Annotated in this window: 18 protein-coding genes and 1 rRNA gene; 12 read left to right on the top strand and 7 right to left on the bottom strand. The window is 59.9% G+C overall.

Features of this window, described 5'->3' with window-relative positions; translation table 11 throughout:
* Positions 1–103: ribosomal RNA gene (gene rrf, locus KO538_RS25885) — 5S ribosomal RNA — on the top strand; the annotation flags it as partial.
* Between the two features lie 177 nt (positions 104–280).
* Here rrf and uraH read toward each other — a convergent pair.
* Complete coding sequence (gene uraH, locus KO538_RS25880) at positions 281–634, bottom strand: hydroxyisourate hydrolase (RefSeq protein WP_219330096.1); 354 nt, start codon at positions 632–634, stop codon at positions 281–283.
* Between the two features lie 121 nt (positions 635–755).
* On the opposite strand from uraH, the gene puuE reads away from it, so the two are divergent.
* From puuE to KO538_RS25830, 10 genes are all read left to right on the top strand, one after another.
* The gene (puuE, locus tag KO538_RS25875; protein ID WP_219330095.1) at positions 756–1,709 is read left to right on the top strand and encodes an allantoinase PuuE; all 954 of its coding nucleotides are present in this window, start codon (positions 756–758) and stop codon (positions 1,707–1,709) included.
* Between the two features lie 99 nt (positions 1,710–1,808).
* Positions 1,809–3,275, top strand: coding sequence for a xanthine dehydrogenase small subunit (gene xdhA, locus KO538_RS25870; RefSeq protein WP_219330094.1), 1,467 nt, complete (start codon positions 1,809–1,811; stop codon positions 3,273–3,275).
* A gap of 10 nt (positions 3,276–3,285) precedes the next feature.
* Positions 3,286–5,631 (top strand): xanthine dehydrogenase molybdopterin binding subunit, encoded by a 2,346-nt coding sequence (gene xdhB, locus KO538_RS25865; RefSeq protein WP_219330093.1) that lies wholly within the window; start codon positions 3,286–3,288, stop codon positions 5,629–5,631.
* A gap of 9 nt (positions 5,632–5,640) precedes the next feature.
* Positions 5,641–6,708 carry a xanthine dehydrogenase accessory protein XdhC gene (xdhC, locus tag KO538_RS25860; protein WP_219330092.1) on the top strand — a complete coding sequence of 356 codons (1,068 nt, stop codon included), beginning with the start codon at positions 5,641–5,643 and terminating at the stop codon, positions 6,706–6,708.
* A gap of 9 nt (positions 6,709–6,717) precedes the next feature.
* The gene (guaD, locus tag KO538_RS25855; RefSeq protein WP_219330091.1) at positions 6,718–8,034 is read left to right on the top strand and encodes a guanine deaminase; all 1,317 of its coding nucleotides are present in this window, start codon (positions 6,718–6,720) and stop codon (positions 8,032–8,034) included.
* Positions 8,035–8,077: 43 nt separating this feature from the next.
* A complete protein-coding gene (locus KO538_RS25850; RefSeq protein WP_219330090.1) occupies positions 8,078–9,574 on the top strand; it encodes an adenosine deaminase in 1,497 nt (498 codons plus the stop codon).
* Positions 9,575–10,367: 793 nt separating this feature from the next.
* Complete coding sequence (locus KO538_RS25845) at positions 10,368–13,778, top strand: TonB-dependent receptor (RefSeq protein WP_219330089.1); 3,411 nt, start codon at positions 10,368–10,370, stop codon at positions 13,776–13,778.
* Between the two features lie 114 nt (positions 13,779–13,892).
* Positions 13,893–15,590, top strand: a complete 1,698-nt coding sequence (locus KO538_RS25840) for a bifunctional UDP-sugar hydrolase/5'-nucleotidase (protein WP_257620587.1) — start codon at positions 13,893–13,895, stop codon at positions 15,588–15,590.
* A 19-nt stretch (positions 15,591–15,609) separates the two neighbouring features.
* Positions 15,610–16,839 (top strand): phospholipase D-like domain-containing protein, encoded by a 1,230-nt coding sequence (locus KO538_RS25835; RefSeq protein ID WP_219330088.1) that lies wholly within the window; start codon positions 15,610–15,612, stop codon positions 16,837–16,839.
* Between the two features lie 8 nt (positions 16,840–16,847).
* Positions 16,848–17,918, top strand: a complete 1,071-nt coding sequence (locus tag KO538_RS25830; RefSeq protein ID WP_219330087.1) for a S1/P1 nuclease — start codon at positions 16,848–16,850, stop codon at positions 17,916–17,918.
* A 36-nt stretch (positions 17,919–17,954) separates the two neighbouring features.
* Here KO538_RS25830 and KO538_RS25825 read toward each other — a convergent pair whose 3' ends face one another.
* Positions 17,955–18,719: a DeoR/GlpR family DNA-binding transcription regulator gene (locus KO538_RS25825; protein WP_219330086.1), complete on the bottom strand. Its 765-nt coding sequence runs from the start codon at positions 18,717–18,719 to the stop codon at positions 17,955–17,957.
* A gap of 75 nt (positions 18,720–18,794) precedes the next feature.
* Between KO538_RS25825 and KO538_RS29775 the strand changes: the two genes are divergently transcribed.
* A complete protein-coding gene (locus KO538_RS29775; RefSeq protein WP_219330085.1) occupies positions 18,795–19,751 on the top strand; it encodes an NUDIX domain-containing protein in 957 nt (318 codons plus the stop codon).
* A gap of 48 nt (positions 19,752–19,799) precedes the next feature.
* Here KO538_RS29775 and KO538_RS25815 read toward each other — a convergent pair whose 3' ends face one another.
* The 5 genes from KO538_RS25815 to KO538_RS25795 form a co-directional block, all read right to left on the bottom strand.
* The gene (locus tag KO538_RS25815) at positions 19,800–20,771 is read right to left on the bottom strand and encodes an ABC transporter permease (protein ID WP_034754516.1); all 972 of its coding nucleotides are present in this window, start codon (positions 20,769–20,771) and stop codon (positions 19,800–19,802) included.
* 4 nt (positions 20,772–20,775) lie between these two features.
* Complete coding sequence (locus KO538_RS25810; RefSeq protein ID WP_034754518.1) at positions 20,776–21,855, bottom strand: ABC transporter permease; 1,080 nt, start codon at positions 21,853–21,855, stop codon at positions 20,776–20,778.
* Positions 21,852–23,381 (bottom strand): ABC transporter ATP-binding protein, encoded by a 1,530-nt coding sequence (locus tag KO538_RS25805; protein WP_219330084.1) that lies wholly within the window; start codon positions 23,379–23,381, stop codon positions 21,852–21,854. Before KO538_RS25805 ends, KO538_RS25810 begins: the two co-directional genes overlap by 4 nt.
* 81 nt (positions 23,382–23,462) lie before the next feature.
* The gene (locus KO538_RS25800; protein ID WP_034754523.1) at positions 23,463–24,458 is read right to left on the bottom strand and encodes a BMP family protein; all 996 of its coding nucleotides are present in this window, start codon (positions 24,456–24,458) and stop codon (positions 23,463–23,465) included.
* A 503-nt stretch (positions 24,459–24,961) separates the two neighbouring features.
* Positions 24,962–25,864 (bottom strand): LysR family transcriptional regulator, encoded by a 903-nt coding sequence (locus KO538_RS25795; protein WP_034754538.1) that lies wholly within the window; start codon positions 25,862–25,864, stop codon positions 24,962–24,964.
* Positions 25,865–25,868 lie beyond the last annotated feature (4 nt).

Genomic DNA, 25,868 nt, shown 5'->3' with positions numbered 1-25,868 from the left:
ATAGCAAGTTGGTCCCACCCCTTCCCATCCCGAACAGGACCGTGAAACAACTTTGCGCCGATGATAGTGCTGCAACCAGTGTGAAAGTAGGTTATCGTCAGGCTTGTTATTAGTAGTAAGAGAAAAACCCGTCAAGCAATTGGCGGGTTTTTTTTCGTCTGGGGGTTTTGTTTGGTGCTGTCGGATTACGGCCTGCGGCCTAATCCGACCTACGCTCATGTAAAGTCCGGTAGGTCGGATTAGCGTAGCGTAATCCGACAACATTGTTGGCCTCGTGGCATCAGCTACCGCGGTAAGTGGAATACGACCAGGGCGATACCACCAGCGGCACGTGATAGTTCTCATCCGTATGCGCGATGCCGAAGGACAGGGTGACCAGGTCGATGAAGCGGGGCGAGGGCAATTCCACTCCTTGGGCGGCGAAATAGTCGCCGACATTGAACACCAGTTCATATTGCCCTGCTTTCATGCTGTCGCCTTCCAGCAAGGGAGAACTGCAGCGGCCATCGCTGTTCGTCATATCCATCTTCAATAACACTTTTCCTTCCGGCGCGACTGAAAACAGGGCGACCTTGACGCCGGCTCCCGGTTTGCCGTGGGCGATATCGAGTACATGCGTGCTGAGTTTTCCCATTTGCTATCCTGTATATAGGGTGAGTGAATGTGCTTATCGTGCAAATCATATACCGGTGGCTGCGCCGGGCTATATGATTGGGCATATAGCCAACATTGTCCTCCTATAGGCGCGCCTCCGCATGAACAATTACGAACATTATCCTCGCGACTTGATCGGCTATGGCCGCACGCCACCCCATCCGCAATGGCCGGGCAAGGCCCGTATCGCCCTGCAATTCGTCCTCAATTACGAGGAAGGGGCGGAAAACAGCGTGTTGCATGGCGATCCTGCATCGGAAACGTTTTTATCGGAAATGATCGGTGCGGCCGCTTTTCCTGCGCGCCACCTGAGCATGGAGTCGATTTACGAATACGGTTCGCGCGCCGGGCTATGGCGCTTGCTGCGCATGTTCGAGGAGCGGCGCCTGCCGCTGACGGTGTTTGGCGTTTCGATGGCCTTGAAACGCAATCCGGAGGCGGTGGCAGCCTTCCAGCAACTGGGTCACGAGATTGCCTGCCACGGTTTGCGCTGGATTTCCTATCAAAACATGGATGAAGCAACGGAACGCGAACACATGCGTGAAGCCGTGCAAATCATCCGCGAATTGACGGGTTCCGCCCCGCAAGGCTGGTACACGGGGCGCGATTCCCCGAATACGCGCAAACTGGTGGTCGAGCATGGCGGTTTCCGCTACGACGCCGATTATTATGGCGACGACCTGCCATTCTGGGACAAGGTGGCATACACGGATGCCGCTGGCATGCCGGCCGTACAGCCGCAACTGATCGTGCCCTACACCCTGGACACGAACGACATGCGCTTTGCCGCCATGCAGGGCTTTAATTCGGGCACGCAATTTTTCGACTATCTGAAAGATGCCTTTGATGTGCTGTACGCGGAAGGCGATCCGAACGGCTTGAATCAACCGAAGATGTTGTCGGTAGGCTTGCATTGCCGTCTGGTGGGGCGGCCTGGCCGCGCGGCCGCACTGGCGCGCTTCCTCGACTATGTACAGGGTCATGAGCAAGTGTGGATCACGCGCCGCATCGATATTGCCGAACACTGGCATGCGACGCATCCGTTCCAGGAGTGAGTTCTATTGAGATGGAATGATAAGTAAAATCAGTCTTTGCATATAGTTGTCCCGTATGCCGGTGTTAATCTCCTATACTGGGACTATACCGAGGCCAGCATGTCAGAACCGATCCGCTTTTACTACCGTGGTGCCGTACAGGAAGTACGCGACGCCGCCCCTACGCAGACTGTGTTGCAGCACCTGCGCGAGGATTTGCATTGCACGGGCACCAAGGAAGGCTGCGCCGAAGGCGATTGCGGCGCCTGCACGGTGGTCATCGGCAGCCTGGTGGACGACCAGGTCGAGATGAAAGCCGTCAATGCCTGCATTCAGCTCACGCCCACCCTCGATGGCAAGGCCCTGTTTTCCGTGGAAGATTTGCAGCAGCCCGACGGTGCCTTGCACCCGGTGCAGCAAGCGATGGTTGAGTGCCACGGTTCCCAGTGCGGTTTTTGCACGCCCGGATTTGTCATGTCCTTGTGGGGCATGTATCTGGAGAAGAATGGCGAGACGCCCACGCGCTGCGAAATCGACGACACCCTGTCAGGCAATCTGTGCCGCTGCACGGGCTACCGGCCCATCATCGATGCAGCCAGACGCATGGGTGAATTGCCACATGTGGCATTCGACCGCGATGCGTTGCGCGTGCAATTGCAGGCGCTGCAGCGCGGCAGCCTGACTACCTATGAACACGGCGGCCAGCACTTCCACGCGCCGCGCACCCTTGAGGAACTGGTGGTGCTGCGCGCGGCAAAGCCGCAAGCCTGCCTGCTGGCCGGCTCCACCGATATTGGCCTGTGGGTGACCAAGCAATTGCGCGACCTGGGCGACATCATTTATCTCGGTAATGTCGCGGCGCTGAAAACCATCGCCGTGAACGATGACAAGCTGCATATCGGCGCCGGCGCCAGCCTCAACGATGCCTATGCGGCGCTGTGCGAACATTATCCCGATGAGCTGTCTGAACTGTGGCAGCGCTTTGCTTCCTTGCCGATCCGCAACGCCGGTACCTTGGGCGGCAATGTGGCCAATGGTTCGCCGATCGGCGACTCGATGCCGTGGCTGATTGCGCTGGGCAGCGAAATCGTGCTGCGCGGTCCTGCCGGCCAGCGCAGCATGCCGCTGGAAGGTTTTTATCTTGGCTATCAAAAGAAGGATCTGCAGCCAGGCGAATTCGTCGAAGCCGTGCGCGTACCTTTGCCACGTGCCGACGTGCATTTCCGCACGTATAAATTGGCCAAGCGTTTCGACCAGGATATCTCGGCCGTGTGTGCCGCGTTTGCCTTTGAGCTCGATGGCGAGCGTATTGTTGACGCGCGTATTGCCTTTGGCGGCATGGCGGCCACGCCGCAGCGCGCCGCGCAAACGGAGGCATTCTTGCGTGGACAGGCGTGGACGGAAGAGAACTTGCTCATCGCCATGCGCCTGCTGGCCGACGATTACGCGCCGCTGTCGGACATGCGTGCCTCGAATACTTACCGCATGACGACGGCGCAAAACCTGCTGCGCCGCTTCTGGCTGGAAACACGCCCCGGTGCGCCTTTGCTGCGCACTGCCATCAACGCCTACGCTTGCCGCGCCTGAAAGGACCAGCATGAACCATCCTGCCACGCCCGAACTGCAAGCGGCCGCCTGGGCCGCCGTGGGCAAGCCCAGTCCGCATGAATCGGCGCAATTGCATGTGTTGGGGCAAGCCACGTACACGGACGATATCGCCGAGCTGCAAGGCACCTTGCACGCGGCGCTGGGTCTGTCGCAAAAGCCCCATGCGCGCATCACGGCCATGGATTTGTCGGCAGTGCGCGCCGCTACGGGTGTTGTCGCCGTCTACACGGCACACGACATTCCCGGCACCAATGACTGCGGCCCCATCCTCCATGACGATCCCATCCTGGCTGCGGAACTGGTGCAATACGTGGGCCAGCCCATCTTCATCGTGGTGGCCGATACGCATGACCATGCGCGCCGCGCGGCCCGCCTGGCCCAAGTGTCGTATGAGGAATTGCCCGCGATCATGACGCCGCAAGCGGCCAAGGCCGCGCAATCGTACGTGCTGCCGCCGATGCGGCTGACACGCGGCAACTACCAGGCCGCGTTCGAGGGGGCGCCGCACGTGGTCAAGGGCCAGCTGTATGTGGGCGGGCAGGAACAGTTTTATCTGGAAGGACAGATTTCCTACGCGATTCCGAAGGAAGCGCAGGGCATGCTGGTGCTGTGTTCGACCCAGCATCCGAGCGAGATGCAGCACGTGGTGGCGCATGCGCTGGGCGTGCATTCGCACAACATCACCGTCGAATGCCGGCGCATGGGCGGCGGTTTTGGTGGCAAGGAATCGCAGTCGGCCCTGTGGGCGGCGGCCGCATCGATTGCGGCGGCGAAATTGAAGCGTCCCGTCAAATTGCGCGCCGACCGCGACGACGACATGCTGGTGACGGGCAAGCGCCACTGTTTTTATTATGAATACGAAGTGGGCTATGACGATGAGGGCAAGATCCTTGCCGCCAAGGTCGACATGACCACGCGCGCTGGATACTCGGCCGACTTGTCCGGCCCTGTTGCCACGCGCGCCGTCTGCCACTTCGACAACACATATTACCTGTCCGACGTGGACATCCGCGCCGCTTGCGGCAAGACGAATACGCAGTCGAACACGGCTTTCCGGGGCTTTGGCGGACCGCAGGGCGCCATTGCCATCGAGTACGTCATCGATGAAATCGCCCGCCATCTGCAACGCGATGCGCTCGATATCCGCCTGCTCAATTTCTATGGCCGCAACGATGTCGAGGGACGCAACGTCACGCCGTACGGGCAGAAAATCGTCGACAACGTCATTCATGAACTCGTCGCGGAACTGGAAGCGAGCAGCGATTACCGCGCGCGCCGCCTGGCCATCGATGCGTTCAACGAGGCCAGCCCGATCCTGAAGAAGGGGCTGGCATTCACGCCCTTGAAATTCGGCATCGCCTTCAACGTCACGCATCTGAACCAGGCAGGCGCGCTCGTGCACGTGTACGTGGATGGCTCCGTACTGGTCAACCATGGCGGCACGGAAATGGGGCAGGGCATCAATACCAAGGTCATGCAAGTGGTGGCGCACGAACTGGGCCTGGACTTGGACAAGGTACGGGCCACGGCCACGGATACCAGCAAGGTAGCTAACACCTCGGCCACGGCGGCCTCCACCGGTGCCGACCTGAACGGCAAGGCGGCGCAGGATGCGGCGCGCCAGATCCGTGAACGCCTGGCCGATTACGCGGTCAAACTGTACGGTGGCGAGACGGACGCTGTTCGTTTCTTCGACAATCATATCCTCGTGAATGGTCACGCCGTGCCGTTTGCCGAGCTGGTGCAGAAGGCGTATCTGGCCCGTGTACAACTGTGGTCGGACGGTTTTTATGCCACGCCTGGCCTGTCGTGGGATGCGAAGACGATGACGGGCCATCCGTTTTCGTATTACGCGTATGGCGCGGCCGTGGCCGAAGTGGTGGTCGATACCCTGACCGGTGAATGGAAACTGCTGCGTGCCGATGCCTTGTACGATGCGGGCCAGTCATTGAATCCTGCAATTGATCTGGGTCAGGTGGAAGGCGCATTTATTCAGGGCATGGGCTGGCTGACGACGGAGCAGCTGTGGTGGAATGCGGCGGGCAAGCTGATGACGCATGCACCATCGACGTACAAGATCCCCGGCATTTCCGATTGCCCGGAAGATTTTCGCGTCCAGCTGTTCCAGAACCGCAACGTGGAAGACAGCATTCACCATTCCAAAGCCGTGGGTGAACCACCATTGTTGTTGCCGTTTTCCGTGTTCTTTGCCATCCGCGATGCCATTTCCAGCGTGGGCCATCATGCCGTGCAACCACCACTGAATGCGCCCGCCACCAGCGAGGAAATCCTCAAGGCTGTGATGGCCGTGCAAGCGGCGCATGCCGGCGCATAGGGGCTGACGATGAGCGACTGGCTGACAGCAATCGAGAATGACGCGCAGGCATCCGTGCTGGTGACGGTTGCCCTGGTGGAAGGTTCCGGTCCGCGCGAGGTGGGTGCGAAGATGCGCGTCAGCCTCGATGATCAAATGGATACCATCGGTGGCGGCCATCTGGAATTGTGCGTCGTGGAAATCGCCAAGACCATGCTGGCCACGGGCGATACCCATGCGCGGCTCGAACGTTTTGCGCTGGGCCCCAGCCTGGGGCAATGCTGCGGTGGCGTCGTCCACCTGGCTTTCGAGTATGTCGATGCCAGCCTGAATGCGTTGCTGGTCGCCTTGCGCGAACGCCGCCAGCAAGACAGCTGGCGTTTGACGGCGCTCGACGGTGAACCTGCCTCGGCGCTGTTTGATGCCGCCGGTAGCTTGATTGTAGGCACAGGCGCACAGGCGCCCGATACGTTCGCGCGCGAACGCGTTACCCATGTTGCGCAGGGCAGCGAAGGGCGGCGCTGGCTGGTCGATCCCTGCCTGGCGCCGCGCGCCCACCTGACCTTGTTTGGCGCCGGCCACGTGGGCGCCGCCATCGTGCGCGCGCTGGCCCACTTGCCCTGCAATATCACCTGGGTCGATGAGCGCGAAGACATGTTTCCCACGCAACTACCTGATAATGTCCGCATCGCCGCCACCGACACGCCCGAGGAATTTGTCGCCATGGCGCCGCCCGGCGGCAGTTTTCTCGTCATGACGCATAGCCATGCGCTCGATCAACGCTTGACGCAAGCCATCATGGAGCGCGAGGATGCTGGCTGGTTCGGCTTGATCGGTTCGCACACGAAACGCAAGCAGTTCGAGCACCGCCTGCGGGCGCGCGGCGTGCCGGACGAGCGCATCGCCGCCATGGTGTGTCCGATCGGCATGCCCGGCATCCGCAACAAGGCGCCGGCCGTGATCGCCGCCTCCGTTGCCTGTCAATTACTGATGGTGTGGGAAGAGGCGGCCGCTGCCGTCCTGGCCGCACCGCTGCGGCTGGCCTCTGCCAGCGCGCCACCGCGACGCCGGACATGCGCCGCCATTCACCCGTTATAGAAAGAAGTCATGCCGATTGTTCCTGCCACATTGCAAGCTTACCGAGCCAGCTTGCTGCACTTCCACGCCGATCCCGCCTTTAGCGAGGAGGCGCACGCCTGGCATGCGGACGGCTTGCTGATCGTGGCCGATGGCAAGGTCGTGGCCGCCGGCGATTATGCGCAGTTGCAAGCGACTTTGCCACCCGGCACGCAGATCGTCGATTATCGCGGCAAGCTGATCGTGCCCGGTTTCATCGATACGCATCTGCACTTCCCGCAGACGGAAATGATCGCCTCGCCCGCACCCGGTTTGCTGCCGTGGCTGGAAACGTACACCTTTCCGACCGAGCGCGCGTTTGAGAATCCCGAGCATGCGCGCAACGTGGCCGAGTTTTTCCTCGACGAACTGCTGCGCTGCGGCACCACCACGGCCATGGTGTATGGCAGCGTGCATCCGCAATCGGTCGATGCCTTCTTTGGCGCCAGCGAGGCGCGCGGCTTGCGCATGGTGGCGGGCAAGGTCATGATGGATCGCAACTGTCCCGAGTTCCTGCGCGATACGGCCGAGTCGGGCGCGCGCGAAAGCGAAGAGCTGATCCGGCGCTGGCACAAGCACGGCCGTTCGCTGTACGCGCTCACGCCCCGTTTCGTGCCGACCTCGACCAATGAACAGATGCATCTGGCGGGCGAGCTGGCGCGCGCCTACCCGGATACGTATTTGCAGACGCACGTGTCGGAAAACGAAGATGAATGCCGCTGGGTGCGCGCACTGCACCCGCAGGCGCGCAGCTACCTCGACGTGTATGACCAGTACGGCATGCTGCGCCCGCGCGCCATGTTCGGCCATTGCATCTGGCTCGACGAGCGCGACCGCGCGCGCATGGCGGAAACGTCCTCGGCGGCCGCCATTTGCCCTACGTCCAACCTGTTCCTCGGCAGCGGCCTGTTCGATTTCGAGCGGGCCGATGCGGCGAAAGTGCTGCTGTCGCTGGCCACCGATGTGGGCGGCGGCACCTCGTTCTCGATGTTGCAAACAATGAACGAAGCCTATAAAGTAGCACGCTTGAAAGGCAGCTATCTGCCCGCCTTGCGCATGTTTTACCTGGCGACCCTGGGCGCGGCGCGCGCCATGCAACTGGAAGGCACCCTGGGCAATTTCACGGCTGGCACGGAAGCGGACTTCATCGTGCTCGACAAGCAGTCGACGCCGCTGCTCGAGCGCCGCACGGCCGGCTGTCAAAGCCTGGAGGAATTGCTGTTTGCCTTTGCGCTGCTGGGCGACGACCGTGCCGTGGCCGCCACCTATTCAGGCGGGCAATGCGTGCATGTGCGGGGGCAGGGCTGACCTACCCGTTGTTCAACACGAATTATCCTGAGCGAGAACGCGAATGCACAAGAAACTCACTGGCCTGGCGCTTGGCGCCGCGCTGGCATTGACCGGAACGGCGCAGGCCGCCAAGGCCGCCCCGTCTTCCAACGAGGCGGCCACCGCGCGCCATTTTGCCGCTCTGGTTGCCGGTGCGCAGCCGAAGACAGCCGAGTTGAGCCTGTTCTTTTCCATGATGCCCAAGGGCGGTGATCTGCATCATCATTACTCGGGCGCCATTTACGCCGAGCAATTCCTCGACTGGGTAGACAAGGAAAACTATTGCGTCAACAAGACAACTTACCGCATCGAAAGCAATAAGGACGTTGTGGCGGCCGAGCGCGCCAAGCCGGCCGCGCAGCGTGCCTGCCTGTCGTCCACGGAAGTGTTTGCCGATGCGGGCTTGTATGCGGAATTGCTGCAGCGCTGGTCGACCAAGGATTTTTATAACCACGGTGCCATCCAGACGCCACCGGACCGCACCTTTTTTGATACCTTCGGCTACTTCGGTCCCGTCGCGTCGAGCAACACGGCCGATGGCCTGAAAACCCTGAAGCAGCGCGCCATCGCGGAAAACCTCAGCTACATCGAGACGATTTTCGAGCTGTCGCCATTCGTGCAAAACGCGCAGTTCGACCAGCAGGTGCTGGCGCCGGGCTTGCAGCCGGCAGCGTTGCAAGCCGTGCTGGCCAACTGGTCGCAGAACCTGGAGCAGGATGCCGGCTTCCAGAAAAGCATCACCGCCTACAACGACAACGTCAACGCCAGCAGCGCCGGCATCGATGACGCGAACTTCACCATGCGCTACCAGGCGTATGTATTGCGTTTCCTGTCGCCATCGCAAGTGTTCTCGTCCATGGTGGCCGCGTTCAAGGCGGCGAGCGTGAATCCGCTGCTGGTCGGCGTGAACATCGTGGGCCAGGAAAGCGTGAACGTGTCCATGCGCGACTACAGCCTGCACATGGAAATGTTCAAGTTCCTCAAGGCCAAATATCCGAACGTGAAGATCGCCCTGCACGCGGGCGAGCTGGCGCTGGGCATGGTGCCGCCGGAAGGCATGGCCTTCCATATCGCCGAAGCCGTCGATGTGGCGGGCGCCGACCGTATCGGCCACGGCATGGATATCGCGTACGAAAACAACGCGCTGGCAACCATGCAAAAGATGCGCGAACGGGGCATCCCCGTGGAAGTGAATCTGACCAGCAACGATTACATACTCGGTATCAAGGGGCAGGCCCATCCGATTACCCTGTACCGCAAGTATGGTGTGCCGTTCGTGATCTCGACGGACGATGCTGGCGTGTCGCGCAATACCCTGTCGAATGAATACGTACTGTTTGCCAGCCAGTACAAGACCGATTATGCGGAAATCAAAAAGCTGTCGTACAACAGCCTGCGCTATTCCTTCCTGGCGGAAGCGGACAAGCAGCGTTTGCTGAAAGCGCTCGATGCCCGTTTCACCCGTTTTGAAGCGCAAATTGCCGCAGCCGACAAGGCAGGCAAGGGTGGAAAACCGTAAGTTGCGCGACGTTCAGAACTGATACTCTCAAATGGCCGGATCTTCCGGCCATTTTTTATTCCTCATCTTAAATGTCGCGCTGTTATTTTGTTAATTTTGTGGCGGCCATGCGACACAATTAACAGTAGATACACGACTTTATCTGATTTCATGGATGAATCAATTTCAAGTACATATTGCTCATTTATAATCACGCGCCATAAGCCCGGACGCTGTCAGCACGATATCAATCCAGCTAGTTACCCCATGCTATTTATATTTTAAATATATAAATATGTAAAAAAAATCGTATTTGTCATCCATTTTTTGATGATGCATAGTGAGATGAAGATGATATTAAAAAGTCACAATTCATCTGGGCGATATCGTATGAAGATGGGTATTTGCAGTAAATAAAGGTGAGATGCAGAGTGAAACAAACAGTCGCACAGCTAAATGACGACATTCTTCTGTATTTTGCCTCCGTGTCACAGTCTTGAAATATTTAACAATTACACTCGCGGCTTGCCATGTTAGCCGGGTAAGCATGTGGGATGAATGACACAGGTGCTAGCGCCCTGGGTCGTACGGATCGGTCGCAGTTTTCTTCCGCCGTTATTGTCTGGATATGAATAGTTGTGATGTGTGGAGCGGCGTTTTGTGATGGTCTTGTCAGGACCGCAGCCAGTCCCGCCGGCGTAACAGTTGCAGCATCGTAAAGAGGAAATGTTGTGTTTGTGTTGCTGTGCGGCGCAGCCGGACGGTGGGGCAATCCAGGATTTTCAAAAAATAATAGTCTTTTCTGGGGTTAAAGATGATCAATCACAAGCGACTTCGGCTGACGCAAATCGCGTTAAGCCTGTCTATTGCACTGGCAGCGGCACCATCGTTCGCACAGAACACTACGTCTTCCATTGGCGGCCGTATCTCGGCCACTGACGGCAAGCCGGCAGCTGGCGCGCAAGTCAATATCGTTCACGTTGAGTCCGGTTCGGCCAGCAACGTGACCACCGATGCAGAAGGCCGTTATGTCGCACGCGGCCTGCGCGCAGGTGGTCCTTACACGATCACCATTACCAAGAATGGCGTGGTTGAAAAACGCGAAGGCGTGTATATCGCCCTGGCCGAAACGGCCAACGTCGACGCCACGCTGGGCGCCGACATGCAAGTGGTGAAAGTCAGCACCAATGCCATTCGTAATCAGGTTTTCAACCGCAACAACATGGGCGCCGGCACCAATATCGGCCCGACCGAACTGGCTACCCAGGCATCGATCTCGCGCAGCCTGCAAGACTATGCCCGCGCCGACCCACGCCTGTCGCAAACCGACAAAGAGCGCGGTGAAATCTCCGTTGCCGGTCAAAACTCGCGTTACAACTCGATGACGATTGACGGCGTGGCCGTGAACGACACGTTCGGCCTGGAAGCGTCTGGTACCGCGACCGGCAAGCAGCCGATCTCGATCGAAGCGATCCAGTCGGTGCAGGTTAACGTTGCCAACTATGACGTCACTCAAAAAGGCTACACCGGCGCGAACGTCAACGCCGTGACCAAATCGGGCACCAACAAGGTCAAGGGTAGTGTCTACTACGCTTTCCGTAACGACACCATGTCGGGCGACCGTTACAACAGCACCGACGATACTTACTACGCACCGCCAAAATCGAAAGACACCACCAAGGGTATTACCCTCGGTGGCCCGCTGATCGAAGACAAGCTGTTCCTGTTTGCCAACTACGAAAAAACCACCAGCTCGCGCGGCGCGCCAGCATTCGGTCCTGTCGGCAGCGCACAGACCAACGTTGCCATTACCCAAGGCGCCATCGATAGCGCGATTGCTATTGCCAAGGATAAATATGGTATCGATGCTGGTACTTCGGCAGTTCCTGCGGGTTCCGAATTCACGGCGACGGAAAAGTTGCTCAAGCTGGACTGGAACCTGACCGACACCCAGCGCATGATGCTGCGCTACACCAAGACCGAACAGTCCGAGCCGATTTATACCGGTTTTTCCGGCACCGGCCTGTCGCTGAGCTCGTACTGGTATGACCAGAACAAGAGCCTGGAAACCCTGGTTGCTCAATGGACCGCCGAGTGGACCCCGACCTTCTCGACCGAAGTCAAAGTGTCGTCGCGCGACTACGACAGCGTACCGCGCAACAACGCTTATCTGCCGGCAATCGGCCTGCAGTTCAGCGGCGCGCTGCCAGCTGGCGCACCTTCGAACCTGGCTACCGGCAACCGCTTCCTGAACTTTGGTACTGAACTGAGCCGTCAGCGTAACATTCTTGGCACCAAAACCAAGGATTTCTACGCAGCCGGTACGTGGTCGCTGGGCGACCATGAAGTCAAGTTCGGCTCCGACTACAGCAAGAACGACATCTATAATGCGTTCCTGCAAAACGTCAACGGTAACTACACCTTCGGCTGTATTAACAGCAGTGCCACGTTTGCCTATTCGTTCGGCGCCATCAACTGCGGTTCTGCCACGGCAGCGCAATTGCAGGCAGCCGTGCTGGAAAACTTCAGCCGTGGCCGTCCTAGCTCGTACACCTATCAGGTGCCACAAGCAGGCCGTACGCTGGACGATGCCGTGGCGACGTTCTCGCTGAAAAACATCGGCCTGTTCCTGCAAGATACCTGGGAAGTCAACAAGCAGCTGACGTTGACTGCCGGCCTGCGCATCGACGGCACCCGCATCGGCGAAAAGCCGATCTACAATGCGCGTGCAGCACAGGCAACTGTCGCTCGTACTACGCCTAACGGTCGTCAGACCGGCGGTTTCGGTATCGATAACTCGCATACCATCGACGGCGAAAACCTGTATCAGCCACGTTTTGGCTTCAACTACAAGCTGGAATCGGCGCGTCCGACGCAAATTCGCGGCGGCTTCGGCTTGTTCCAGGGCGCGGCGATGAGCGTCTGGCTGGGCAATCCATACCAGAACACCGGTATGGCAACCCAGAACATTACCTGCGCCTCGTCGGCCGGCACTTGCCCGACCACCGATGGCTTCTTCAATCCCGATCCAACCAAGCAGCCAACGAGCGTGCCAGCGGTTATCCCGGCAATGAAGGTCGATGCCCTGAGCCCGAACCTGGCGCAACCATCGGTATGGAAAGCCAACCTGGCCATCGAACATGAGCTGCCATGGATGGGCCTGATTGTCAGCGCGGAATACCTGCGTTTCCAGACCAAGAGCGCGATTTACTACGAAGAGCTGAACATGGGCGCGCCAACGGCAACCGGTAGCGATGGCCGTCCAATGTACTATGGTCCTAACGCCTACAATACGGCTTGCTGGAATGCAAATGGCGCCCTGATCGGCGGCGCCAATTGCAGCGCCTTGACCAAGGCTGGCAGCAATGCCGCCTTCGGCCAGGTGCTGATGGCTAAAAATACCGACAAGGGCGAGTCGAACGTGCTGACCCTGTCGGTGCGCAGCCCGACTCGTGATGGCCTGTCGTGGGGCTCGTCGTACACCTATACCGATGGCACTGAAGTATCGCCGCTGACGTCGTCGACCTCGAGCTCGAACTGGGGCGGTCGTGCCGTCTTCAATCCGAACGAGAATGTTGCGTCGAACTCGAACTATCTGGTCAAGGATCGCTTTACCGCCAACGTCAATTGGCAAAAACGTTTCTTCGGCGAATACAAGACCACGTTCGGTCTGTTCTATGAGGGCCGTAGCGGCAAGCCATACAGCTGGACCGTCAACAATGACTTGAACGGTGACGGCCTGGCTGGCAACGACCTGATGTACATCCCTAGCGCGCCAGGTTCGGGCGAAGTGGTGTTCTCCGGTGCGACGCCAGCAGCGCGCGCCGCCAACGAGGCAGCGTTCTGGAAAGTGGTCAACGCCAATGGTGATCTGCGTAAAGCCAAAGGTGGCGTAATCGGCCGTAACGAGAGCTTTTCTCCATGGACCAACAGCTTCGACGTGCGCATGAGCCAGGAAGTACCGGGCTTCTTCAAGGGTAACAAAGGTATCATTACCTTCGATATCCTGAACGTCGGTAACCTGCTGAACCGCAAATGGGGCCGCATCAATGAAGTGGGCTTCCAGGGCGCCGGTGGCCAGGTGCGCAGCTTCGTTGACTATGCCGGTATGCAAAACGGCAAGTATGTGTACAACACCCGTCCTGTGGTGGAAAGCCTGGAAACGCGTCAAGTCAAAGGCGAATCGCAATGGGCGCTGCAAGCAACGGTCAAGTACGAATTCTAATCTCGTGCTTGCCCCGTAGCTTGGCAAATTAAAAAACGGCTGGTGGCGACACCAGCCGTTTTTTTTTATACACAAGATGGTTTACTCTTTCCCTTTTTCAATAAATATCATTCCATGGCTCACTTCTTACGCACTCCGGTCGCTGCCGCGGCCCTGATCCTCATCCTGTCTGGCTGCAGCAACTTGGCGCCTGCTCCGAGCGGCCCGATTGAAGTGAGCCTGGTCGCCCTCAACGATTTTCACGGCAACCTCGACCGCAGCAAATTCAGCTACACGAGCGTCGCCGACGCCGAGCGCAAGACGGTGCAGGCCGGCGGCATCGATACCTTGTCCGGCGCCCTGACGGCGTGGCGGCGAGAAGATGCGCAACTGATTTTTGTCGGCAATGGCGACCTGGTCGGCGCCAGCCCCGCCATGTCGGCGCTGTGGGCGGACGAACCGAGCATCGTCGCCATGAACATGCTGGGCATGAGGGCCAGTTCCGTCGGTAACCATGAATTTGACCAGGGCAAGGCGGAATTGCTGCGCCAGCAGCGCGGCGGCTGCGAGTCGTCGCGCGCCGACAAGGCCTGCAAGTTCACGCCCGACTTCAAGGGCGCCAGTTATACCTATATGGCGGCCAATGTGATCGACACGCAAACGGGCAAGTCCCTGCTGCCCGCCTACCGGATCGAAGAGGCGCATGGCGTCAAGGTGGGCCTGATCGGCGCCGTGCTGAAAGATACGCCGTCCGTGGTAACGGCCGCCGGCATTGCCGGCCTGCAGTTCGGCGATGAGGCGGATGCCATCAACGCCACCTTGCCGCAACTGCGCGCGCAGGGCGTGGGCGTGTTCGTCGTGCTGCTGCATCAGGGCGGCGAGACGAAGGAAGCCGTCGACCAGCCCGATTGCAGCCACCTGAAGGGCGAAGTGGTCGACGTGGTGAAGCGCCTCGACCCCGCGATCCAGCTGGTCATCAGCGGTCATTCGCACCAGGGTTACCTGTGCCGTGTCGATGGCCGGCTGGTGACGCAGGCGCAGATGGGCGGGCATATGCTCACGCGCATCAAGCTCCAGGTCGATCCCGTCAAGAATGCGCTGATCGATGCCAGCGCACAAAACGTCGTCATGTTGCCAGGCATGTATGAGCCGGACCCGGCCGTGGCAGCCTATCTGGCATCGGTCAAGCAGCGCAGCGCGGCCGAGTTGTCGCGTCCCGTGGCCGCCATCGCCGTGCCCACCGTGGGCCGCAGCACCAAGGGCGGTGGCGCTTCCGCGCTGGGCGACCTGGTGGCCGACAGCACCCTGTTCGGCGCACGCGCTGCTGGGGCACAAATCGGCCTGATGAACAATGGCGGCATCCGCAAGGACCTGGAAGCGGGCGCCGACCTGATGACGAACGTGGGCCAGAATCAGGCTGTGGTCCCGTTCGGCAATACCTTGATCGTCGTCAGCCTGTCCGGCGCGCAAATCCGCACTTTGCTCGAGCAGCAATGGCCGGGTGCCGAGGCGGAAGAGGGCAACCTGCTGCAAGTGTCCGAAGGGTTTAGCTACCGTTGGGACAGCACGCAGCCGCAAGGCCAGCGCGTGCTGTCGGGCAGCATCATGCTCAATGGCATTCCTCTTGAAGACAATCAACAATACCGTGTCGCCGCCAACAGTTTCCTTGCCGGCGGCGGCGACCGCTTCACCGTGCTGGCGGCCGGCACGCGCCGGCTCGACACGGGCGTGCGCGACATCGACGCCTTCAGCAATTACCTGACCGCCCGCGCGCGCGCCGGCAAGCCCGCTGGCAGCGCCACGGCGGCCGGCCGCATCGTGCGCGTCAAATAATCTTTACCAGGAAAAAACCATGCGTCGCTTATTTGTTTCTGTCGTTATTTCCAGTCTGTTCGCGGGCACGGCCCACGCGGACTTCACCATTCCCGGCTTTGAGCTCGTGCACACGTCGCCCGTGGAAACGAGCTTGACGAATCCCGACCTGCGCGAGCCCGTCGCCGTGTGGACCGAATTGTTCGATTCGGCAAAAAAAGAGATCGTCATCGCCCAGTTCTACGCCGTCAGCAAACCGGGCACGGCCTTTGAAAAGGTGTTGGCCAGCCTGACGGCTGCCGGCCAGCGCGGTATAAAAATCCGCTTCCTGCTGGACCAGAAGGGCGTGGGCTTGTCGGAAGCGGCCACCATCGCCCAGATCAAGGCGATTCCGAACCTGGACTTGCGCCTGATCGACTTCAATAAAATCACGGGCAACGGCATCGTGCATGCAAAATACCTGGCCGTCGATGGCCAGGTGGCGTACATCGGCAGCCAGAATTTCGACTGGCGTTCGTTCGAGCACATCCATGAAACGGGCTTGAGAATCACGGAGCCCGCCATGGTGAGCCAGGTGCAAGCCATCTTCGAACAGGATTGGCAAGCCCAGGCATTGACGTCGCAAGGCAGCCGCGTCACAGTGCTCAACAGCAAGGTAGTACCCGCCAACTACGCGCAAAACGCTTTCCTGCTGGCCAGCCCGAACGCCTACAACCCGGCTGGCGTGGGCGACTCGGAAACTGGCTTGCCCGCCTTGCTGGCGCAAGCGCAAAGCGAAGTGCGCATCCAGCTGCTCGATTACGCACCGCTGTCCTACGGCCCGAACCGCACGCGGCCGTACTACGCCGTGATCGACAACGCCGTGCGCGCGGCCGCCCAGCGCGGCGTGAAGATCAAGCTGATGGTATCAAGCTGGAACACGGAAGCACCGGCCATCGCCTACCTGAAAAGCCTGGCCCTGGTGCCGAACGTAGACATCCGCATCGTGACGATTCCTGCGGCGTCGACCGGTTTCATTCCGTTCGCACGCGTGATTCATAGCAAGACCATGACCATCGACGGCAAGCTGGCCTGGGTCGGCACCAGCAACTGGGCGGGCGGCTATTTCGACTTGTCGCGCAACCTGGAAGTGGTGCTGCGCAATGAACAGATGGCGCAACGCATTGCCGCGCTGCATGAGCAGACGTGGAGCTCGGCGTATGCGCAGCCGATCGACATCAACAAGCAGTATCCGAAGCCGGCCAAGGCCACGCCGCAAGGCAAGGAGTAATGGTGAACATGCAAAAACTGCTGAGTGTGCTGGCGCTTGGCGCCGCTTTTGCTTCCGGTAATGTGCTGGCGTGGGGCAACGACGGCCACCGCGCCGTGGGCGCCATCGCCGATCAATTGCTCAAGGGTAGCGCTGCCCAGGCGCAAGTGGCCAAGTTGCTGTTGCCTGGCGAAAGCCTGGAAAAGATCGCCAACTGGCCCGATTGCGTGAAAGGCACGTATTGCGGTCCGCAATCGCCGGAAATGCTGACCTATGTAGCGGCCAACCCCAAGCATGGCGAATACCACTACACGAACGTGCCGTTCCAGAGCGCGCACTACCACGACCATGGCGTGGGCACGGCCGACGACGATATCGTGCAGACGCTCAAGCAGGCGATCCTGGTATTGCAAGGCAAGGCTGATGCGGCCAGCAATCCGCACGGCTTCAGCCAGCGCGAAGCCCTGATCCTGATCACGCATCTGGTAGGCGATATCCACCAGCCTTTGCATGTGGGCAATGCGTTTCTCGGCAAGGATGGCCAGTTTTTCGTGCCCGCCACGCAGGCACAGATCGATGACGTCGCCATTTTCAATGCACGCGGCGGCAATGACTTGCTGCTCGACGATGCGAAGATGACGGCGCTGTCGGACGCCGTGATTCCCGCGCCGCTGCCGGCCGACGATGGGGCGGCCAAGCCGGCAAGCAGCTATCCGAAGTCGCCCACCAAGCCCTTGCATTCCTACTGGGACACGACCGTGGTCGATTACGCCATGCGCCGCCTGAGCACGCGCACGCCGCCGCAGTTTGCGCGCTCCGTGATCGCCAGCGCGCCACAAGTGAGCAGCAACACCGGCGACCCTGCCACCTGGCCGTATCAATGGGCCGATGCCTCGCTGGCGGCGTCGAAGATTGCTTTCACGGATGTGGTGGCTGGCCCGGCCACGCAGCAGACCAGCCGCAAGGGCGAGGTCTACAACGTCTGGAGCTTGACGGTGCCGGACAATTATCCCGTGCCCAGCTCGGCGCTGGCCAAGCAGCAGCTGATCGAGAGCGGCTATCACCTGGCGGCCGTGCTGCAGGCGATCTGGCCGCGGTAAAGACGTCATTCGAAAGCGGCCTGCGGGCCGCTTTTTTTACGCCAGGGTGATGGCGATGCCCATCTCGCGGTAGGGCGCGACCAGGGCGTCTGCCACGTCGCGGTGCACGATGATATCGTTGACCTGGCTCAAGGGCGCGATTTGGAACGGCGAAGCCGTATTGAATTTTTCCGGCGAGGCCAGCACGACGGTGCGGGCAGACGCGTCGCTCAGGGCACGCTTCACGCACGCTTCTTCATAATCCCCGGTGGTGATGCCCGCTTGCGGATGCAGGCTGGACACGCCCATGAAGTACAGGTCGGCGCGGATGCGGCCGATGGCTTCCACGGTAGCCGCGCCGACGCCCACGATCGAGTGCTTGTACAGGCGCCCGCCCAGCATCAGCACTTCGATGCCAGGATGATTCACCAGTTCGACGGCAACCGACGGACTGTGCGTGACGATGGTGGCGCGCAAGTCGCGCGGCAGCTGGCGCGCCAGTTGCACGGCGGTCGTGCCGCCGTCGAGAAACACCACTTGTCCCGTTTGTATCATGGCGCCCGCCGCGCGGCCGATGGCGGGCTTGGCTTCCGGTGAAATCTGTTCGCGGGCCGCAAACGGCGCCAGCGCGGGCGAACTTGGCAGCAAGGGCAGGGCGCCGCCGTGCACGCGCTCCAATAACCCTTCCTTTGCCAGCTCGCGCAGGTCGCGCCGTATCGTGTCTTCCGACAAGCCCAGGCTATCGCTGACGGCCTTGGCGACGATCTGACCTTCGCGCTGGAGCAAGTCCAGCAGATATTGTTTGCGTTGATGTGTGAGCATGATTTTTCTTGTATTTTCTTGATATTGCACGAGTTTGCATGATAAAGTCGATCCGTGCAAGCACAAGGAGACACTATGCGCGAAGAAAATAGCAAGCAGGAACGGGTCCGTATCCAGGGCGTGCAAACCCTGTCGCACGACTGGTATCTGCTGCAAAAGACCACGTTCGACTATCTGCGCCGCGATGGCCAATGGCAGACGCAGACGCGGGAAACCTATGACCGCGGCGATGGCGCCACCATCCTGCTCTACAACAAAATCAAGCGCACGGTGATCCTGATCCGCCAGTTCCGTTTTCCCACCTACCGCGAAGGCCACGATGGTTTCCTGATCGAATCAGCGGCCGGCTTGCTGGAGGAGGCCAGCGCGGAGCAGCGCATCCGCTCCGAGGTGGAAGAGGAAACCGGCTACCGGGTGGGGCAGGTGCACAAGATATTCCAGGCCTTCATGAGTCCCGGCTCCGTGACGGAGCGCCTGCATTTCTTTGTCGCCGAATACGACCCGGCCAGCCGTATCGGCGACGGCGGCGGCCTGGCGCACGAAGGCGAAGATATTGAAGTTCTGGAACTGGCCCTGGCGCAGGCGATGCGGATGGTGGCCGACGGCCGCATCTGCGACGGCAAGACCATCATGTTGCTGCAGCATGCGCAGCTGCAACTGATGCCGGTCAAACAAGGTATGCAGATCCTCGTTGCCGGCCCGTATCGCTCCGGCACGGGCGACGATCCCGCCCTGATGGCGGCGAATGTGGCGGCCATGGAAGCCGTCTGCCTGCCCTTGTATGCCAAGGGACACATACCCGTGCTCGGTGAATGGCTGGCCTTGCCCATGCTGGCGCTGGCCGGCTCAAGCCGGGTGGGTGACGCCGTGTATGAGCAGCTGTTCCACGCGCATGCGACGCGCTTATTGAGCCATTGCGATGCCGTGCTGCGCATTGGCGGGGCGTCCCAGGGCGCCGACCAGATGGTGGCGGTGGCACGCAGCCAGGGTCTGTCCGTGTTTTTCTCGCTGGACGAGATTGCTCAGGCGTAAAAAAAGCGAAGCCCTGAGGCTTCGCTTTTCGTTGGCGCAGGCTGAAACTTAGCGCGATTTCACGAACGGGATACCAATTGCTTTTGGTGCGATGGATTTCGCCATCAAGCCCGCCAGCACGATCACGGTGACGACGTACGGCACCATCTGGATCAAGGAGCCCGGGATGCGGCCCACGACCGGCAAGTCCACGCCTTCGATCTGGATCTGGATGGCGGCGAAGAAGCCGAACATCAGGCAGCCGAGGAAGGTGTAGACGGGACGCCAGTTGCCGAACACCATGGCCGTCAGGGCCAGGTAGCCGGCACCGGCCGACATGTCGCGCAGGAAGAAGCCGCTTTGCACGATGGCCAGGTACGCGCCCGAGAACGAGCACAGGATGCCGGCCACCAGCATGGCCAGGTAGCGCGTCGCTTCCACGCTCACGCCGGCCGAGTCGGCCGCATGCGGGTTTTCGCCGCAGGCGCGCAAGCGCAGGCCGAAGCGCGTGTGGTACAGCAGCCAGTGCACGAGCGGGATCAACAGGAACGCCACGTAGACGAGGATGGAATGGCCGCCGATCAGGTGGGCGTAGACCCAGCCGATGAACGGGATGTGCTCCACGTACTGCGTGCCCGGCAAGACGACGTCGAACAGACGCGCCGAACCGAGGTCGGGCGTGCGACCGCCTTGCTGGAAGAAGAACTGCGCCAGCACAAACGTCAGTCCGCTCATGGCGATATTGATCGCCATGCCGGCCACCAGCTGGTTGCCCTTTTGCGTGATGCTGACGTAGGCCTGCAGCAGGGCCAGGGCGACGCAGACGAGCATGCCGGCAGCCATGCCGTAATACGGATTTTGCGTCGTGTAGGCCACGGCGGCGGAAGCGAAGGCGCTGGCCAGGATCTTGCCTTCCAGGCCGATGTCGATCATGCCGCTGCGTTCGGCAAACAGGCCGGCCATGGCGGCAAAGATCAGGACGGGCGCATTGCGCACGGTCGATACCAGGATGCTGGCGAATTGAAAGTCGTCGAGTGTCATGGTGTTAGCCTTTGGTGCGCTTGAGCAGGGCGGAAATGGCCGGTGCGTAGAAATTTTCCATGGCGCCGCAGAACAGGATGATCAAGCCCTGGATGAAAATGAAGGTTTCGGTCGGAATATTCGGTTTTTCCAGCGACAGGTCGAAACCACCCTGGATCAGCGCGCCGAACAGCACGGCCGACAGGAAGATGCCGACCGGATGCTGGCGGCCCATCAGGGCGATGGCGATGCCGATGAAACCGGCGCCGCCGACGAAATTGAGCGACAGATAATGCGTCGAACCCATGATGGAATTGACGGAACCGAGGCCCGCCAGCGCGCCCGAAATCAGCATGACGATGATGATCATCTTGCTGATCGACACGCCCGCATAGTGGGCCGCATGCTTGTTCAAGCCCGTGGCGCGCAGCTTGAAGCCCCACGACGAGCGCCACACCATCACGCCATAGATCACCAGCGCGGCGATCGCCAAAATAAAACTGATGTTCAGCGGCGTGTCGCCCAAGGATGGGAACCAGGTGGAGAGGCGCGGCATTTCGCCACTTTCCGCAAACACGCGGCTGGCCGTGTTCTGCTCGCCTGGCGGAATCAGATACTTCACGATAATGAAGTTCATCAGGCTGGCGGCGATGAAGTTGAACATGATGGTGGTCACGACGATGTGGCTGCCGCGCTTGGCTTGCAGGTAGCCGGGCAGGAAACCCCACAGCGCGCCGAACAGGGCCGCACCGATCATGGCGGCCGGTATCAATAGCCAGGCGGGCAGGGTCTGGTCGAAGGCCAGCATGGCGACAGTAAGGCCCAGGCCGCCGATATACATCTGGCCTTCGGAACCGATATTGAACAGCCCGGCCTGCATCGCCACGGACACGGACAGGCCCGTGAAAATGAAGGTGCTGGCGTAGAACAGGGTGTAGCTCAAGCCTTCCGGATTGAGGATGGCGCTGTGGACGAGGATGGACAGCGATTCGGCCGGATCCTCGCCCAGCATATAAATCACCAGGGCTGCGACCAGCAAGGCCGACAGCAGGTTTAACATGGGCATGACAAAGGCTGTCGCCCAGCGTGGCAAGTCGTTATTCATGATTTATGCATTCCCCCCATCAACAGGCCGATGCGGGTGGTATCGAATTCTTCAATTTTCAGTTCGCCGGTGATGCGTCCGCCGCACATGACGAGGATACGGTCGGCCAGCGCCCGCACTTCTTCCAGTTCGACGGACACCAGCAGGATCGCCACGCCTGCGTCGCGCAGGGCCAGCAATTGCGTATGGATGCTTTCGATGGTGCCGATGTCGACGCCGCGCGTGGGCTGGCCCACCAGCATCAGTTTCGGCTTGGCCAGCACTTCGCGCGCGATCACCACCTTTTGCTGGTTACCGCCCGACAGCAAGCCGATGCGCAGGTCCGGATTGGCCGGACGCACGTCGAACGTCTTCAGCAGTTCCGCGCAGCGGGCGCCGATGGCCTTGAAGTTGAACAGGCCCCAGCGGTTTTTCAGGTGGTCCTGGTAACCGAGGATGGTGTTTTGCATGACGGAGAAATTCTTTACCACGCCGTCGCGCAAGCGGTCTTCCGGAATGTGGGCGATGCCCAGGTCGCGGAAGGCCAGCGGCAAGCCGTCGGCATCGTGGCGCTTGGCAAACGGCAAGTCCTTGTCGAGAAAACGCAGCTTGCCCGACGTCGGCAAACGCATGCCGGACAGAATTTCCAGCAACTCGCTCTGGCCATTGCCAGAGACCCCCGCGATGGCGACGATTTCGCCGGCGCGCAAGTTGAAGCCTATGTCGGCCAGCAATTTGACTTGCTGATCGTCGGTCAGTTGCAGACCGTCCACTTCCAGCACCGTGGCGCCCGGATTGTACGGTGCACGGGGCAAGTGGCTCTGGATGGGGCGGCCCACCATCATGTTGGCCAGTTCCTCTTTCGAGGTGCCGGCGGTCGCCACGGCGCCCACCACCGTGCCGCCGCGCATGACGGTGACGTTGTCGGTGATTTCCAGGATCTCTTGCAGCTTGTGCGTGATCAGGATGATGGTCTTGCCCTGCTCCTTGAACAGGCGCAGGATTTCAAACAGCGACGCCGTTTCCTGGGCCGTCAGCACAGCCGTCGGCTCGTCGAGGATCAGGATATTGGCGCTGCGGTAAATCTGCTTGAGGATTTCCACGCGCTGCTGCGCGCCGACGGACAAGTCTTCGATCTTCGCCAGCGGGTCGACGTCGAGGCGGTAGCGCGCGCAGATCTCGCGCAATTTCGCTTCCGCTTCCGTGCGGTGGCTGGCCAGGCGAAAGCCGCCTTCCGTGCCCAGCATGATATTGTCGAGGACGGTGAAGTTCTCGACCAGCATGAAGTGCTGGTGCACCATGCCGATGCCGAGGTTGATCGCTTCCTGGCTGTTGCGGATAGGCTGTACTTTTCCGTCGAGCAGGATTTCCCCGCCGTCGGCACGGTAATACCCGTACAGGATGCTCATCAAGGTCGATTTGCCGGCGCCATTTTCCCCCACCAGGCCATGGATACTGCCCTTGGCGATGGAGAAGCTGACGTCGGCGTTCGCCTTCACATGTCCAAAATGCTTGGAAATGCTGCGAAATTCTACTGCTGGCTGCATAGGTTCATAACTGGATAGTTTCATGGAAACGCGCCGCGCGGAGACTGGCCCCGGCGGCGCGCTAAAAGATACGGAGAAAAATTAAACCGGGCAGCTGCTGCCGACGCGGTAATCGATCACTTTGATCTTGCCATCGATAATGTCCTTACGCGCACCCAACACGCGCTTTTCGATTTCCGGCGTAATCAGCTTGCGGTTGTTTGCGTCGAGCGCCCAATCCACGCCGCCTTCTTTCAAGCCTTTATAGCTGACGCCGCCCTTCCAGGTGCCGTTCTTGACTTGCATGAAGCTGTCGTAGACCGTGTTGTCGACGCGCTTGACCATCGAGGTCAGGATACTGCCTGGATACAGATGATTCTGGTTCGAATCAACGCCGATGGCCAGCTTGCCTTTTTCCTTGGCCATTTGCAGGGTACCCATGCCGCTGCCGCCAGCGACGGCGAAGACGACATCGACGCCGCGCTCGAATTGCGAGCGGGCCAGTTCGCCACCCTTGGCCGGGTCATTCCAGGCGCCGGACGTGGTGCCGACCATGTTTTGCGTGATTTCCATCTTCGGATTGACGGCCTTCGCGCCTTGCGCGTAGCCGCAGGCGAAGTTGCGGATCAATGGAATATCGATGCCGCCGATGAAGCCGACTTTCTTGCTCTTGCTGGCCATGGCTGCCGCCACACCCACCAGGTAGGAGCCTTCTTCTTCCTTGAAGACGACGGAATTGACGTTGCTGCCGGCGGCCTGGCCATCGATCAGCACGAATTTTACGTTCGGAAATTCCTTGGCGACCTTTTGCACGGCTTGCGTTTGCGCAAAGCCGATGGCGGCGATCATGTCGAGTTTCTTGCGGGCCAGGCCACGCATGACTTGCTCGGCTTGCGTATCGCTCGATGCCTGCACTTCGATGAAGGAAATGCCCGTGTCTTTTTTGAAGCGCGATGCGCCTTCGAAAGCGGATTGGTTGAACGACTTGTCGAACTTGCCGCCCGCGTCATACACGACACCCAGTTTTGGGGTAGCCGCGGACGCTTGAGCAGTCAGAAATACGGCTGCGATCGTCAAACTAAATTGTGTAAGTTTCATGAATTGGCTCCTGGAAGATCGATATTGTATATTTTTTATAGGTGAAACATATAATTTGGGGCCGATTTAGCCTGTTTTTGATGCACGAGGTGATAATTCCTTATCAACATTGCACTGTATTGCACAAGATCATTGCTGACCTCGTCTGCTTTCATGTCGTCAGTGTGATGCTCATGCAACAGTCGCGCCCCGTCTCTTTTATAGGTACAACATCGAATGGGGCTGCCGGAGCGGGCTGGGATGCGCCGTCAGATGACGGGCAGGGCAAGCACGAGACCGGCGCCGCGATGGGCGTCCGAATCACTATGCATCATGCCAGATATGTATGACAAATACGTTTTTGTTTATGTATTTATATGCACTGCGTATAAATAGGTTTTAAGAACGCATAACAAAACCGTAGCGAGCGGCAGTGAGTTGTGGTCGAGAAGCGGAGCTGTGCGAATGCACAGTGAGCATCGGAGGCCGCAAATCGCGACGCGCAGTAGGTTTTGTTCGCGTTCTCAGGCAGCCGGGGGATTGAGGATATTCAGGAAGGCCCGCACGACGGGAGCGTCGTCGAGTGTCGTGTAGCTGATGTACAGATTCGCTGAGGGCGGATTCGTCTTGATCGGCAGAAACACGACGCCGGGCCAGCCGATGCGGCTTGTCGTTTCCGGCACCAGGGTCACGCCCAGGCCCGCGCCCACCATGGCCAGCAGGGTTTGCGGTTCGCTCGCTTCCTGGAAAATCACGGGTTCAAAACCGGCATTGATGCAGCATTGCACCAGGTAGCGGGGAAACGCGGATTTGTCGAGGTTCAGGGTCAGCATCGGTTCTTCGGCGATGTCGATCAGCTCGATGGACGTGTTTTTCGCCAGCGGATGGTGTTCATTGACGGCCACGCAGACGTTTTCGCGGAAGCACAGTTCCTGGCGCAGATTGTCGTGACGCAAATCGTCGTCATTGAGTTTGGGTTCGCGCCAGAAACCCACGTCGATCTGCTTGGCGCGCAAGGCTTCGTATTGCACTGTGGGACCAAACTCATGGATGGTCCAGGTGACGCGGGGAAATTTGGTCTGGAATTCTTCCAGCAGGCTGGGGATAGGGCCCCACATGGCCGAGCCGACGATGCCCACGCGCAAGCGGCCCACTTCGCCGCGGTCGATCTGGCGGATCGTGTCGATGGTCATGCGCATCTTGGCCAGCAGGTCGGCCGCTTCGTTCATCAGCGCCTTGCCCGCCACGGTCAGCTCGAAGGTGCGCGTGGTGCGCGCAAACAGGCGTACGCCCAGTTCGCTTTCCAGTTTCATGATCTGCTGGCTCAGGGGCGGCTGCGAGATATGCAGGCGCTCGGCGGCGCGGCTGAAGCTTTTCTCCTCGGCAACGGCAAGAAAATACTTTAACTGTTTCAGATCGATGGACATGCTT

The sequence above is a fragment of the Janthinobacterium sp. NKUCC08_JDC genome (assembly GCF_019345575.1).
GTDB classification, from domain to species: domain Bacteria; phylum Pseudomonadota; class Gammaproteobacteria; order Burkholderiales; family Burkholderiaceae_D; genus Janthinobacterium; species Janthinobacterium aestuarii.
This window is presented reverse-complemented; position numbering and strand designations above follow the sequence as displayed.